Consider the following 13487-nt stretch of genomic DNA (forward strand, 5'->3'; position numbering starts at 1 on the left):
CGATGACCATTCAGTGCCCCGAGTGCGGCGTCCGCTACCGGATCGATCCTTCGCGGGTCAGTAAGTCGGTGGCGAGAGTCAAGTGCCCGCAGTGCGCTGCCGTGTTCGAAGTGAATCTCCGCAATGGGCAGGCCGAGCCGCCGGCCGCCGCTCCGGCCGGCACAGGTCCCGGGACGGCGGATTCGACAGCGCCCGAAGTTCTGATCGTCGATGATTCCAAATTTTTCCGCGAGCTGGTTGCCGACGTGCTCAAACCGTTGCAACTGCAGTTCCTCATGGCGGGAGACGGCGACGAAGCCTTGCGGATCATCCGGCAGAGACGGCCCGTGCTGGTCATCCTCGACCTGAGTCTCCCCGGCACGAGCGGCTACGAGCTGATCCGGCAGGTGCGCGACGAACCTTCCCTGCGCGATCTCCGCCTGCTGGCCATGAGCGGTGTCTACCGCAAGGAGACCGACGCCGCCGAAGTGCAGGCGGCCGGCGCCGATGATTTCGTCAGCAAGTCGTTCAAACCGGAACAGCTGCAGATTCGTGTGAAGAAACTGCTGGCGGGTCAGGCATGACCGGTTCCGCCGAAATTCAGGAAGTGGCCGAAGCGGTCCGTCGTCGTGCCGGGGAGGAGCCGTTCGCTCTGGCGGTCGTGCTCGGCTCGGGACTCGGCGCCCTGGCCGAGGAGGCCGAACCGCTGGGTGTTTTTCCCTATGCCGGGTATGCCGCTTTTCCCCCCGCGCAGCAGGTTGCCGGCCATGCCGGCCGCCTCGTCGCCGGCACCCTGGAGGGTCGTCGGCTCCTTTTTTTTCAGGGACGGCATCACCTCTACGAGGGACTAACCGCCCGGCAGGTCGCCGTGCCGGTGCGGATTGCCCATGCGCTCGGCTGCCGGCGACTGCTCCTGACCAATGCTGCCGGGGGGGTCAACGAAGAGTATCGGCCCGGCGACTTCATGCTGATTGCCGATCATCTCAACCTCCTCGGCGACAATCCCCTGCGGGGCGAAAGACGTGACCCTTTCATCGATCTTTCCGGCCTTTACCGACAGGAATTCTTCCCCTCCCTCCTCGAATTTGCCCGGCAGCAGAATATCCGCCTGCATCGCGGCGTCCTGGCGGCGCTGCCCGGCCCTTCCTATGAAACCCCCGCCGAAATCCGCGCCCTGCGCCTGCTGGGTGCCGACGCCGTCTCCATGTCGACAGTTCCCGAAGCAATCATGGGGCGCTACCTGGGGCTGGAGGTGGCAGGTCTCTCCCTCATCGCCAACGCCGCTGCCGGTTTGGCCTCTGCTCCCCTCAGCCATGCGGAGGTCCTCGCGAGCGGCCAAAGGGGTGCATCCCGACTGGCTCTGCTGGTCCGCCATCTGATCGCCCTTTGGCTGTCGAAATCTGCATCCGCCTAGCCCTTGCCCCCCCTGCGGCCCGCTTTCGAACCCACCTCTGTATTAAGATTTAACTATTTGTAATCATTGTTTAATTAATTTTACGTCGGCCGTCCCTGGCCTTGACAGTAAGAGCCGGCATGGTACACTTTCCGAAATTGTGACCGGGAGAAGGCCATTGGGTCGGAAAGCAAAGAAAATTCTGATTGTTGATGATGAGGAGAACGCCCGTATCGGCCTGAGCAAGCTCCTGGCTCAGGAGGGGTACGAGGTCGAGAGCGTCGCCAATGGCCTTGAGGCCCTGGAGTTCCTTGGCCACAACAAGGTGAATCTGGTCATCAGCGACATCAATATGCCGCAAATGAACGGACTCGCCTTTCTCCGGGAACTCAACCGCCACCATCCCGATATGTCGGTCATCATGATTACCGCCTATGGCGGCGTTGAGTCCTATCTCGAGGCCATAAATCTAGGGGCATTCGAGTACATTCACAAGCCCGTCAAACTGGAAGAGCTCAAGTCCGTGATGAAAAAGATATTCACCCGGCACCAGGCGGTGAGTGTTTCCTGATGCCCTGGTAGATGCTATAATTTGGACTAAGGAGGAAACATGAGAGACTTCAAGACCATCCTGTTCGCCACCGATTTTTCGGAAAGCTCCGATTATGCTTTTCAGTATGCCTATTCCCTGGCCAAAAAATTCAATGCCCGCTTGCTGCTGGTGCACGTAATCAACGAACCCGTCGACCTGCGGGGTTTCTATGTGCCGCACATCTCCTTCGAAAAGCTCGAAGAGGAGATCGAGGAAGGGGCGAAGAAAATGATGGAGAAATTCTGCCGCACCCATATCCGCGACTATGACAACTTCGAATCCATCATTGTTCCCGGTATTCCCTACGACGAGATCATCAAAAAGGCGACGGACAACTCGGCCGATCTCATCATCGTGGGGACGCACGGCCGCACCGGCCTCGATCATGTTCTTTTCGGCAGCACCGCTGAAAAAGTGGTGCGCAAGTCGCAGGTGCCGGTGATGACCATCCGCATCGGCGAGTGACGAAGAAAAAGATCCGCCCGGCCAGGAAAAGGCAGCAGAGATGCTGCCTTTTCCGTTTTCTGACGACCTTCGCGGAGGGGATTTCTCCTTGTCAAACAGGGTGGGGAAGGGTTATGCTGTTCTCCGCTTCGAGCAATCCAGACGAAGGGGACAACAGGTTTGGTCATGACAGATCGCGTACTGGTGATCGACGATGAGAGGATCATCCTCGAGCTCACCTCGATGATTCTGCGCAGCAAGGGATATGAGGTTCTGACCGCCGAGAGCGGCCGGCTCGGTCTTGAAATTGTCGAGCGCGATGCCCCCTCTCTTGTCCTGCTCGACTATATGATGCCGGGCATGGACGGGATGACGGCCCTGCGGCAGATCCGCGAGCGTTTTCCCGATACCTACGTCGTCATGTTCACCGGCAAGGGGAGCGAGGAAATTGCCGTCGAACTGATGAAGGGGGGAGCCTCCGATTACATCCTCAAGCCGTTCAACAATCAGGACCTGATCGAGCGTATAGATAATGTTCTGCGCATCCGGCGCATTGAGCTGCACAACCGCGAACTGCGGGAAGAACGCGAGCGACTGCTGCACGAGATCGAACAGTGGAACCTGGAGTTGGAGCGCCGGGTCGAGGAGAAGACCCTCGAGCTGGAGCGGGCACACGCGGAGATCCTGCAGGCGGAAAAACTGGTCACGCTGGGACATCTTTCCGCCGGCATGGCGCATGAGATCCGCAACCCGCTCAATTCCATCAGCCTCTTTGCCCAGATCCTCAAGGGGGGCCTTGCGGCCGATGCCGAAAAGAGCTTGTACCTGGAAAAGGTCCTCAAGGAGGTCGACCGGATCGACAATATCCTGGTGCAACTGCTGGCGACCAGCAAGCGCCCGCGGTTTGAACTGCAGGCCGTGTCGATTGCTGAAGTGATCGATCGGGCACTGGAGGCCTGCAGCGCCCAGGTCAAGGCGCAAGGGGTGACGGTGCACCGCCGCTTTCTCAGTCTGCCGCCGCCGATACACGCGGATCCCACCGAAATCGGGCAGATTTTTTCCAACCTGTTTACCAACGCTCTGTACGAAATGCGGCAGGGTGGGACGCTGGAGGTCTGCCTCGACCACGACGAAAAAGCGATTGCCGTCAAGGTGAGTGATTCTGGCGGTGGCATCCCCAGGGAAAATCTCGGCCAGATTTTCGACCCGTTTTTCACCACCAAGGAAAAGGGGACCGGGTTCGGTTTGTCGGTGGTACTGCGCATCGTCAAAACCTACGGTGGCAGTATCCACCTCGACAGCGTCATCGGCGAGGGAACCACCTTCCACATTCGCCTTCCCCTCTCCTTCAAATCCCTATAGCATTCGAAGAGCCCTATGCCCTGCCATCAGATTCGTTCCGCCACCGGTGGCCGAAACGGTGCCCGTCGCCCGGCCGGGAAGGGGGACTGAGATGGCCCTGCGCCTGCGCGAGGTGCCCCTGACCCTGACGGAGCCGGAAAGCCTGCTGCCCCGCAAGGTGGCTGCGGAACTCGGTCTTGAACCCCATGCGGTCCTCGGCTGGCAGATCGTTCGCCAGGGGATCGATGCCCGGCGCAAGCCGCGGATATTACGAATCTATACCGTCGAGTTTTCGGTCGCCGACGAGGAGGAACTGCTACGCCGCCTGGGGACCAACCCTCGCCTGGAACGGGCGGCGGCGCCGGTACTGCCGACCGTCGTGCCGCTCGGCAGCCGCCATCGGGTGCTGGTGGTGGGGATGGGGCCGGCCGGCCTGTTCGCCGCCCTGCACCTGGCCCGCTACGGACTCGGCGTCACTCTGGTGGAGCGGGGTCGGCCGGTTGAGGAGCGGGTCCGGGACGTGCGCCGGTTCTGGACGGCCGGCGAGCTCGACCCGACGAGCAACGTGCAGTTCGGCGAGGGGGGCGCCGGCACTTTTTCCGACGGCAAGCTGACGACCCGGGTCAACCATCCCTGGACCCGCCTGGTGCTGCAGACGCTGGTCGATTGCGGCGCCCCGGCGGAGATCCTGGTGCAGGCCAAGCCGCACGTGGGCACCGACTGCCTGCGCCGGGTGCTGGTCAACTTTCGCACCACCCTCCGCCAGGCCGGCGTGGAAATGCTCTACCAGAGTCGCTTGAGCGGACTGGAATGCGCCGGCGGCGCGGTGCGGGCGGGCATCATCGAGGAACGGGGTGCCATCCCCTGCGACAGCCTGGTGCTGGCACCCGGCCACAGTGCCCGCGACACTTACCGGATGCTCGCCGAGGCGGGCGTCGCGCTCGAGGCCAAGCCCTTCGCCGTGGGGGCGCGCGTCGAGCACCCGGCCGAGCTGATCAACCGCATCCAGTACGGGATGACCGCGCACCCGGCCCTGCCGGCGGCCGATTATGCCATGGCCTGGAACGATCCCGACAGCGGACGGGGGGTCTACTCCTTCTGCATGTGCCCCGGCGGCGAGGTGGTCAACGCCGCCTCCGAAGCCGGCGGGGTGGTGGTCAACGGGATGAGCGGCCACAGCCGCGCCGGCCGCTATTCCAACAGCGCCCTGGTGGTGGCCGTGCGCCGCGAGGATTTCGACGGCGCCGATCCCCTGGCCGGCGTCCGTTTCCAGCGGCGCTGGGAGGAGGCAGCCTTCGCCGCCGGCGGCGGCGATTACCGGGCGCCGGCGCAGAACCTGCTCGGTTTTCTCGGCCGCGGGCGCGGGGCGCTCGTCTCGTCCTGCCGGCCGGGGGTACGGGAAGCAGAGCTCGACCGGGTCCTTCCCTCCTTCGTCGTCGACGGGCTGCGCCGGGCGCTGCCGCACTTCGAGCGGCGGATGCGCGGCTTCATTACCGGCGAAGCGACCCTGACGGGGGTGGAGACGCGGACCTCGGCCCCGTTGCGCATCCTGCGCGGGGAGGATGGAGAGTCGGTTTCGCATCCGGGACTCTACCCCGCCGGCGAAGGGGCAGGTTACGCCGGGGGGATCATGAGTGCAGCGCTCGACGGCCTGCGGGTGGCCGAACTGATAGCAGTCAAAGCGGGAAAACGGGAGTAACAGGTGAAAAAAATCTTCGTGGAACAGATCCGCGAGCGGGACTGGGTCGACAGCCCTTTCCTGGTGCGCGACAAGATCATGGCGATGGCCAAGAACGGCAAGCCCTACATGACTCTCAAGCTGGTCGACCGCACCGGCGAAGTCGAAGGGCGGGTCTGGGACCGGGTGGACGAGTTCAGCGAGCGCTTCGGCAAGGACGACTTCCTCCGGGTGCAGGGGAAGGCCAGCGTCTACCTGGGCAAGATGCAACTGGTCGTGCAGGACCTGGCACGACTGGCGGACGTCGAGGTCGACCTCGCCGACTACCTGCCGGTCGCCACGCGCAGCACCGAGGAGTTGGTGGCCGAATTGCGGACCCGGGTGGGCTCCCTGACCGATCCCCACCTGCGCCGGCTGCTCGAAGCCTTTCTGGCCGATGCGGCGTTTCTGCAGCTCTACGCCACCGCCCCGGCGGCCAAGACGATGCACCACGTCTACCTCGGCGGGCTGCTCGAGCACTCCCTGGCGGTGGCCGATCTGGCCGACGACGTCAGTCGGCGCTACCCCGGCGTCCAGCGCGACCTGCTGGTCGTCGGGGCGCTGCTGCACGACATCGGCAAGGTGGCCGAACTCTGTTACGAGCGCAGCTTCGATTACACCGACGAGGGGAAGCTGATCGGCCATATCGTCATGGGGGTGGAGATGGTGGAGGAGAAGGTCCGTCAGCTTCCGGATTTTCCTCGCGCCCTGTCGACGCTCATCAAGCATCTGCTTCTCTCGCACCACGGCCAGTACGAGTTCGGTTCCCCCAAGCGACCCAAGACCCTCGAGGCGGTCATACTCAATTTCCTCGACGACCTCGACTCGAAGATCAACGGTGTGCGCACCCACATCGAGCGGGATCCGGACAACGGCTCCGCCTGGACCGGTTACCACCGTCTGTATGACCGCTATTTCTTCAAGGAAACTCTGCCCGGCACCGCCCGGCAGGAAGAGCCGCCCGCTGCGTCGCCGGCCGGGTCCCCCCGGGCGACATCCCCTGAACCGAAACCTGAACTGAAAACCGAGCCGAAACCCGAACGGACCACGGCGGAGAAAGAGCGCAAGCGTTTCGGTTTTACCCTGGCGGATCAGCTCAAGGGGAAGAGCCTCGATCTGTTTGCCGCTGACGAACAGGAAAAGGAGTAGCCGATGCAGGTCGAGACGCTGGCGGTGGGTCCGCTGCAGGTGAACTGTTTTATCGTCGCCTGCGAAAAAACCCGGGAGGCGCTGGTCGTCGATCCCGGCGACGAGGCGGAGCGGATTCTGCAGAGATTGCAGGCCCGCGGCCTGCAGCTGAAGATGGTCGTCAACACGCATGGCCACTTCGACCATATCGGCGGCAACCGCCTGCTGGTGGAGAGGTCCGGCGCCGAACTGCTGATCCACCAGGGCGACCTGCCGGTGCTGCGTCGGGCGCGGGAGCATGCGGCCCTCTACGGCATGAGCGTGACCCCGTCGCCGGAGCCGGCCCGACTGCTTGCCGGCGGAGAAATCCTCACCGTGGGCGAACTGCGGCTGCAGGTCCTGCACACCCCGGGGCACTCCCCTGGCGGCATCTGCCTGCTGGGCGACGGGCACCTCTTTGTCGGCGACACCCTGTTCGCCGGTTCGGTGGGGCGCACCGACCTGCCCGGTGGCGACCATGACACCCTCATCGACGGTATCCGTCACCAGCTTCTGGTGCTCCCCGACACGACTGTCGTCCATCCCGGGCACGGGCCTGACACCACCATCGGCCGGGAGAAGCGGGTGAATCCGTATTTGTAGGACCAGTAGGACTCGTAGGACTCCTGGGACCAGTCCTACATGTCCTAAGAGTCCCTATGGTCCTATTGGCAGTTTCCGAGGAGCCAGCCATGCTCAAAGCTAAAACGATCGTTCTCGGGGTAACCGGCGGCATCGCCGTCTACAAGGCGGTGGAGTTGCTGCGCCTCTACGTCAAGGCCGGAGCGGTGGTGCATGTCATTATGACCCGCAGCGCGCAGGAGTTCGTCACGCCCCTGACCTTCCAGACTCTCTCCGGCAACCCGGTCCATACCGATCTCTTCAGCCTCTACCAGGAGCGGGAGATCGGCCACATTTCGCTCGCCGACCGGGCTGACCTCTTCGTCGTGGCGCCGGCAACCGCCAACGTCGTCGGCAAGGTGGCCGGCGGCATCGCCGACGACCTGCTGACGACAACGATCATGGCCACCAAAGCGCCGGTGCTGTTCGTCCCGGCGATGAACGTCAACATGTGGGAGAATCCCCTTTACCGGCAGAACGAGGCGAAACTCAAGGACTTCGGCTACCACTTCATGGAGCCGGCGACGGGCTTTCTCGCCTGCGGCTGGGAAGGGAAGGGGAAGCTGCCCGATCCGGCGGCGATTTTCGCCGAGACGGAGCGGCTGCTCACGCCCCGGGACCTGGCCGGCGAGACGGTGCTGGTCACCGCCGGCCCGACCCGCGAAGAGCTCGACCCGGTACGCTACATCAGCAACTATTCCTCGGGGAAGATGGGGTACGCCATCGCCCGTGCCGCCTGCAACCGCGGCGCCCGGGTCATCCTGGTTTCGGGGCCGACCTGCCTGACCGCCCCCTGCGGCGTCGAGGCGGTGGCGGTCCTCAGCGCCTGCCAGATGCGCGATGCGGTCCTGGCGCGAGCGCAGGAAGCGACCGTCATCATCAAGGCGGCGGCGGTGGCCGACTACCGTCCCGCCGAACCGGCCGGGCAGAAGATCAAGAAGGGGGAGGCCCAGGCGCTGAGCCTGCGGCTGGAAAAGAATCCGGACATCCTGGCCGAACTCGGCCGGATGAAGGGAGAGCGCTTCCTGGTCGGGTTTGCCGCCGAGACGGCCGATCTGCTGGAGAACGCCCGCAAGAAGCTGGCGGAGAAGAATCTCGACCTGATCGTCGCCAACGACGTCACCCAGGCCGGCGCCGGGTTCGATGTCGACACCAACATCGTCCGCCTGCTTTTCCGCGACGGGACGCTGGAGGAGCTGCCGCAGCTGAGCAAGGATGAGGTAGCGCACCGCCTGCTTGACCGCATCGCCGCCCGACGCGGCAGGAAATGATGTGTAGGGGCGCATTGCATGTGCCCTCTCCGCCTTCAGTAGCCCGAAAGCAGCGCCAGCAGCTCTTCCGGCCGGGTCAACCCTTCGCGGAAACGGCTGCGCAGATCAAACAGGATCGTCTCCGCTTCTGCCGCCGGCAGCTTGCCGTCGAGCCAGAGCAGGTTGAGGTTCTTGCGGATCATCTGGGCGGCGCCCAGGGCCCGTTCGCCGGTCGGGTCGGCCTTCCAGAAGGGACTCTGCTCCATCTGCGCCAGCACGCTCATAGCGGCCTGCTGCGCCAGGGCCAGGTACTCTTTCCGGTCCTCCTCCTCGAGAGTCCATTTGGAGGCATTGGAGAGGGAGCGGAGCATCTTCTGCCACTGCTGCAGGCGGTTGAGCAGCATCAGCGAGTTGAACAGCCGCTTGTTGGTGTTGAAGGAGAAGATGGTATCGGAGAGGACGCTGCGCATCAGCGCGTCGTTTTCATGAAAATCCTTGCGGGCGATGGTTCGGGCCAGCGCCCAGATCTGCGGGTCGACGTCGGCCTCGAAGCGCAGCTCCCAGTAGGCGTGCTTGAGCAGCATGGTGTTGAAGGTGCGCACCATCTTGTAGGGAACGTAATAGGAGTGCGCCACGCAGTCCGCCCCGAGATGGGCGAGATAGCCGTAGGCACAGGCCTTCTGCCGGTCGGTCGTTGCCGCATCGAGGATTTTTTTTCCCATCCGCCAGGAGTGGCAGTGCTCCAGGTAGTGGGTGAACTTCTTGCCGAGGGTGATGTCGGCGCTGATGCAGCCGTAGAGGTAGTCGTGTGGGAAGGCGGCGAGCAGCGCCTGCAGAGCCGGGGGCAGACTCTGGAGATTGGCGAGGACGTGCGAGCCGACCTGCAGGTGGACCCCCACCCCCCAGGCCAGGGCATCGAGAGGCGCCGCCAGGATGATGGTGACAGTCAGGAAAACTATAAGCAAAGCCGTTGGCCTCTTGGTCATTTTTTCTGTTAAAAGGATAGTCCACGGCCCGGGGGATGTAAAGGTCAAATGCCCGAGACACTGAAACGAGAACTGCACGAAGCGGCCGCCCAGGTCCGCAGCCTGCTGCAGGACCTGCTGCACCTCGGCGTGCGGGAGATCGACCTGCCCGAGGTGCCCCGTGATCTACCCGCCTGCCCGCCGCAGGTGCGCGGCGTCGATGAAGGCGGAGTGGCGCTCTGCCGGCACGAAACCCTCGACGAAATCCGCGCCGAACTGGAGGGCTGCCGCCGCTGCTCCCTCTGCCAGGGGCGTAAGAACATCGTCTTCGGCGTCGGCAACCCGCATGCCCGGCTGGTTTTCGTCGGCGAGGCGCCGGGACGGGAAGAGGACGAGAAGGGGGAGCCGTTCGTCGGCGAAGCCGGCCGCCTGCTCGACCGCATCCTCTTCGCCATGGGGATGCAGCGCGAAGAGGTCTACATTTGCAACGTGGAGAAATGCCGGCCCCCCGGCAACCGCGATCCCAGCCCCGAGGAGATCGCGGCCTGCGAACCCTACCTCAAGCGCCAGTTGGCCGCCATCCGGCCGCAGCTGATCGTCGCCCTCGGCAAGTTTGCCGCCCAGACCCTGCTGCGGGACGAAACGCCGATCGGCCGCCTGCGGGGTAAATGGCGCGAGTACGAGGGGATCCCGCTGATGCCGACCTACCACCCGGCCTTTCTGCTGCGCAATCCCGCAGAGAAGAGAGCCGTCTGGGAGGACATGAAGCAGGTACTGGCGCGCCTGCGCGAGAAGCCGGAGGCAAAACCGTGAACGAGCCGCCGGCGGCCCTGAGCATCGAGGCGGTACGCAAATTCCGCCGCGCCCCCGACGGCCGGACGGTTGAAATACTGTGCGGACTTTCCCTGGCGGCGCCGGCCGCTGAACTGACCGTCATTGTCGGTCCTTCCGGCGGCGGCAAGAGCACCCTGGTGCGCCTGCTCAACCGGCTCGAAGAGCCGGACGGCGGGCGCATCCTCCACTTCGGCGAAGCGATTGCCGGTCTCGACCCCCTCGTCCTGCGCCGCCGGATCGGCCTGGTGCCGCAGAAGCCCTTCATGTTCGAAGGGAGCGTCCTCGACAACCTGCAGCGACCTTTCCATCTGCGCGAGGAGCCGCCGCCGGCCGCCGACAGCGAAACCCTCCGGTCCGTTCTCGCCCTCTGCCGCCTCGACCCCGAACTCCTCTCCCGCGCCGCCCGCTCCCTCTCCCTGGGGCAGCAGCAGCGGGTGGCCCTGGCCCGCGCCCTGGTGACCGGCCCCGAGGTCCTCCTGCTCGACGAGCCGACCAGCGCCCTCGACCGCCCGACCGCCGACCGCCTTGCCGCTACCCTGCGCGAGGTCTGCCGCTCCCGCCGCCTCACCATCCTGATGGTGACCCACGACCTGCGCCTGGCGGGGCGGGTCGCCGACCACCTCGCCTTTCTGGAGGGGGGAGTGATTCTCGAGGCAGGTAGGCCCGAGGAACTCCTCAACCATCCCCGCACCGAGCAGCTGCGCCGTTTTCTGGCCGAGCCCGAAGCCGGCGAAGAGGAGCCGGCATGAACGCCAGGGCGATCATCGACCTCAGCCTCCCCGATCTGGCCCTCGTCTATGGCCTGATCCTGCTGGTGGCGGCCCTGGCCCGCCTGCGCGGCATCGGCCAGGAACGCGATCTGCTCTGGTCCTCCCTGCGCATGGTGGTGCAGCTGCTGGCGGTCGGCTACGTCCTGCATTTCGTCTTCACCCTGGAGAGCGCCGCCCCGGTCCTGCTCATTCTCGCCGTGATGACCGCCTTCTCGGTGCAGGCGGTGGCGGATCGGGTCAAGCACCGCATGCCCCGCTTCTACCGCATCGTCGGCAGCTCCATCCTGGTCGGCTGCGGCGGCGCCACCTTCTTCTTCTGCAACGCCGTCATCGGCCTCGACCCCTGGTACGACCCCCGCTACCTGATCCCGCTGGCTGGAATGATCATCGGCAACTCGATGACCGGCGCGGCACTGGCCGCCGAGCGCCTCGCCGCAGAAATGCGCGAGCGGCGCGAGGAGATCGAAACGGCGCTCTGTCTCGGCGCCACCGCCCGGGCCGCCAGCCGCGAGGCGGTGCGCAGCGCCTACCGCGCCGCCCTCATCCCCTCGATCAACGCCATGGCGGCGATGGGGCTGGTCTTCCTCCCCGGCATGATGACCGGTCAGATTCTCTCCGGCACCGAGCCGATCACCGCCGTCAAGTACCAGATTGCCGTCATGTGCGTCATCACCGGCAGCGTCGCCGTGACTTCCTTCCTCATCCTGCTGCAGGGGTACCGGGCCTATTTCACCCCGGCGCACCAGTTCAGGGAGGAGGGATGATGGTTTCCGCCTTTGTGCGGTGAGTTTTTGGTCATAGTAAAGGCCGGGCTTTCTGCCCGGCCTTTTGCGTGCCGCGAAACGCGGAACGGATGCTGGGTGAGAGGCTAGTTCCCGGTCACGGCGAACCAGCTCCCCGTCGGCGAGGTGACGAAGATGATTGGTGCGAAGCACGGATACGGCAGCATCACCTTCTCCTCGATCGTGGCATCGCCGGCGACGCCCGTCGGGAAGAGTCCGGTCATCACGTTGACCGTCGCTGCCATGGTTGCGTCCAGTTCGTCGATCGTCATACAGCTGACGATGGCCCGGAAGTTTTCCTGCGGGTTCATGAGCCGCCGCTCTACCGGCACCCGGGGATCATCGGCCAGCACCAGACCGAAGACGTCGATTTTGAGGTTGCCTTCGGTATCCAGTTGTCCCTTGGCTCCTTCAAGCTGCCAGGGCAGCCCGCCACCCGGGACGCCGCGGATCGCGTTGGTTGCGCCGGTGAATGGGCCGCTGACGCCCACCATGGTGTCGAACCCGAGGATATCCACCGCACCGGCCTGCGGTGCGCTCAGCGCCAGGAAAAATGCCAGAAACAATGCACCTATCGATAGGGTTATAGATCGTTGCATGATCTGCCTCCTTTTGTTGGAGATCCGCCCCTCCCTGAATGAATTCGGGAGATGACGGCAGTATCTTTCTATATGTAAATTTTACCACCGATGCCCTGCCGGCTGCACAGCTGTCTGGTGTCGGAAAAATAAGAAAGGCCGGGTAATGGACCCGGCCTTTTGTCGTGATGCGCGGCAGGGGCGGGTTTCAAATCCGCCCTTTATCATCCGTCAGTGCCCGAACATCCCCGCCATCGGAATCAACTGCCGGTAATCGTCGTAGGTGAGCGAAGTCTGCCAGTGGCCGGTGAGCATCCCGCTGCCGACGCCGGCGGTGAAGAGACAGACAACCGCGACCGGGAAGACCCAGGCGGGGAGGTGTCTGCGCAGCAGCGGCGGTGCCATGGCCAGGGCCCGCTGCGGGCAGGCCTCGGTGCAGGTGAGGCAGCCCGTGCACTCGGCGCTGGTGACCCGCAGCCGGCGGTCGACCGGCAGCTGCGCCGGGCAGGCTCGGCCACAGCGGCCGCAGCCGTTGCAGGCGTCAAGGTCGCGGCGGACCTTGAAGGGGCTGAGCAGGCTCGCCAGACCGAGCAGGGCGCCGTAGGGGCAGAGGTAGCGGCACCAGAAATTCTTGTAGAGGAAGGAGAGTCCGGTCAGCACCCCGACGACGGCGAGGGCGGTGCCCGACGGGCGGGTGAAGAAATGAAGCATCTTGACGTCGCTCACCGCCCAGTAGGGGGCGGCAAGGAAACCGCCGAGGGCAGCGGCAGGCATGTCGAGCAGGATGATCTTGAAGAAGAAGGCGAGGAGCAGGTACTTGAGGCCCCGCAGCGGCAGATCACACCAGCGCCAGATGGTGAAGCTGCGGCCGAACAGGCGCCGTCCCCCCTTCCAGGCCGCCTCGGAGAGGGTCCCCACCGGGCAGAGCCAGGAGCAGAAGGACTTCTTCGCCAGCAGGCTCATGCCGACGATGGTCAGAAAGAGGACGAGAGCGGCAGGGTGGACGGCGTCGACGATGCCGGTGGCGAGCCACTGCTTGAGGCTGACTAGGGCG

Annotated in this window: 15 protein-coding genes; 12 read left to right on the forward strand and 3 right to left on the reverse strand. The window is 64.6% G+C overall.

Annotated elements, in window-relative coordinates; all coding sequences use genetic code 11:
• Positions 1-2: 2 nt before the first annotated feature.
• The 9 genes from VD811_01605 (at position 3) to coaBC (ending at position 8525) form a co-directional block, all read left to right on the forward strand.
• Positions 3-563 (forward strand): response regulator, encoded by a 561-nt coding sequence (locus tag VD811_01605; GenBank protein ID HXV19667.1) that lies wholly within the window; start codon positions 3-5, stop codon positions 561-563.
• A complete protein-coding gene (locus tag VD811_01610) occupies positions 560-1393 on the forward strand; it encodes a purine-nucleoside phosphorylase (protein HXV19668.1) in 834 nt (277 codons plus the stop codon). Before VD811_01605 ends, VD811_01610 begins: the two co-directional genes overlap by 4 nt.
• Positions 1394-1550: 157 nt before the next feature.
• The gene (locus VD811_01615; protein ID HXV19669.1) at positions 1551-1943 is read left to right on the forward strand and encodes a response regulator; all 393 of its coding nucleotides are present in this window, start codon (positions 1551-1553) and stop codon (positions 1941-1943) included.
• 39 nt (positions 1944-1982) lie between these two features.
• Positions 1983-2429 (forward strand): universal stress protein, encoded by a 447-nt coding sequence (locus VD811_01620; protein HXV19670.1) that lies wholly within the window; start codon positions 1983-1985, stop codon positions 2427-2429.
• Between the two features lie 165 nt (positions 2430-2594).
• Positions 2595-3770, forward strand: coding sequence for a response regulator (locus VD811_01625; protein ID HXV19671.1), 1176 nt, complete (start codon positions 2595-2597; stop codon positions 3768-3770).
• 91 nt (positions 3771-3861) lie between these two features.
• Complete coding sequence (locus VD811_01630) at positions 3862-5448, forward strand: FAD-dependent monooxygenase (protein ID HXV19672.1); 1587 nt, start codon at positions 3862-3864, stop codon at positions 5446-5448.
• 3 nt (positions 5449-5451) lie between these two features.
• Positions 5452-6615 carry an HD domain-containing protein gene (locus VD811_01635; protein ID HXV19673.1) on the forward strand — a complete coding sequence of 388 codons (1164 nt, stop codon included), beginning with the start codon at positions 5452-5454 and terminating at the stop codon, positions 6613-6615.
• Between the two features lie 3 nt (positions 6616-6618).
• The gene (locus tag VD811_01640) at positions 6619-7236 is read left to right on the forward strand and encodes an MBL fold metallo-hydrolase (protein HXV19674.1); all 618 of its coding nucleotides are present in this window, start codon (positions 6619-6621) and stop codon (positions 7234-7236) included.
• An 89-nt stretch (positions 7237-7325) separates the two neighbouring features.
• On the forward strand, positions 7326-8525 hold the full coding sequence (coaBC, locus tag VD811_01645; GenBank protein ID HXV19675.1) for a bifunctional phosphopantothenoylcysteine decarboxylase/phosphopantothenate--cysteine ligase CoaBC: 1200 nt from the start codon (positions 7326-7328) through the stop codon (positions 8523-8525).
• Positions 8526-8560: 35 nt separating this feature from the next.
• Here the strand turns inward: coaBC and VD811_01650 are convergent, their stop codons facing one another.
• On the reverse strand, positions 8561-9469 hold the full coding sequence (locus VD811_01650; GenBank protein ID HXV19676.1) for a zinc dependent phospholipase C family protein: 909 nt from the start codon (positions 9467-9469) through the stop codon (positions 8561-8563).
• Positions 9470-9538: 69 nt separating this feature from the next.
• On the opposite strand from VD811_01650, the gene VD811_01655 reads away from it, so the two are divergent.
• The 3 genes from VD811_01655 to fetB are packed head-to-tail and all read left to right on the forward strand — an operon-like array spanning position 9539 to position 11837.
• The gene (locus tag VD811_01655) at positions 9539-10282 is read left to right on the forward strand and encodes a uracil-DNA glycosylase (GenBank protein HXV19677.1); all 744 of its coding nucleotides are present in this window, start codon (positions 9539-9541) and stop codon (positions 10280-10282) included.
• The gene (locus VD811_01660; protein HXV19678.1) at positions 10279-11052 is read left to right on the forward strand and encodes an ATP-binding cassette domain-containing protein; all 774 of its coding nucleotides are present in this window, start codon (positions 10279-10281) and stop codon (positions 11050-11052) included. Before VD811_01655 ends, VD811_01660 begins: the two co-directional genes overlap by 4 nt.
• Positions 11049-11837, forward strand: a complete 789-nt coding sequence (gene fetB, locus VD811_01665) for an iron export ABC transporter permease subunit FetB (protein HXV19679.1) — start codon at positions 11049-11051, stop codon at positions 11835-11837. Before VD811_01660 ends, fetB begins: the two co-directional genes overlap by 4 nt.
• Before the next feature lie 104 nt (positions 11838-11941).
• Here the strand turns inward: fetB and VD811_01670 are convergent, their stop codons facing one another.
• Together VD811_01670 and VD811_01675 are read right to left on the reverse strand one after the other, a co-directional pair.
• Positions 11942-12454: a hypothetical protein gene (locus VD811_01670; protein ID HXV19680.1), complete on the reverse strand. Its 513-nt coding sequence runs from the start codon at positions 12452-12454 to the stop codon at positions 11942-11944.
• Positions 12455-12664: 210 nt separating this feature from the next.
• A partial coding sequence (locus tag VD811_01675) for a 4Fe-4S binding protein (GenBank protein ID HXV19681.1) occupies positions 12665-13487 on the reverse strand: 823 nt, incomplete at its 5' end.

The organism is Desulfuromonadales bacterium, assembly GCA_035620395.1.
Taxonomy (GTDB): Bacteria; Desulfobacterota; Desulfuromonadia; order Desulfuromonadales; family DASPGW01; genus DASPGW01.

Coding starts and splice junctions, on each gene's coding strand:
- VD811_01630 (HXV19672.1), top strand. CDS start 3,862: ATGGCCCTGCGCCTGCGCGAGGTGCCCCTGACCCTGACGGAGCCGGAA.
- VD811_01610 (HXV19668.1), top strand. CDS start 560: ATGACCGGTTCCGCCGAAATTCAGGAAGTGGCCGAAGCGGTCCGTCGT.
- fetB (HXV19679.1), top strand. CDS start 11,049: ATGAACGCCAGGGCGATCATCGACCTCAGCCTCCCCGATCTGGCCCTC.
- VD811_01670 (HXV19680.1), bottom strand. CDS start 12,454: ATGCAACGATCTATAACCCTATCGATAGGTGCATTGTTTCTGGCATTT.
- VD811_01605 (HXV19667.1), top strand. CDS start 3: ATGACCATTCAGTGCCCCGAGTGCGGCGTCCGCTACCGGATCGATCCT.
- VD811_01620 (HXV19670.1), top strand. CDS start 1,983: ATGAGAGACTTCAAGACCATCCTGTTCGCCACCGATTTTTCGGAAAGC.
- VD811_01625 (HXV19671.1), top strand. CDS start 2,595: ATGACAGATCGCGTACTGGTGATCGACGATGAGAGGATCATCCTCGAG.
- VD811_01640 (HXV19674.1), top strand. CDS start 6,619: ATGCAGGTCGAGACGCTGGCGGTGGGTCCGCTGCAGGTGAACTGTTTT.
- VD811_01655 (HXV19677.1), top strand. CDS start 9,539: ATGCCCGAGACACTGAAACGAGAACTGCACGAAGCGGCCGCCCAGGTC.
- coaBC (HXV19675.1), top strand. CDS start 7,326: ATGCTCAAAGCTAAAACGATCGTTCTCGGGGTAACCGGCGGCATCGCC.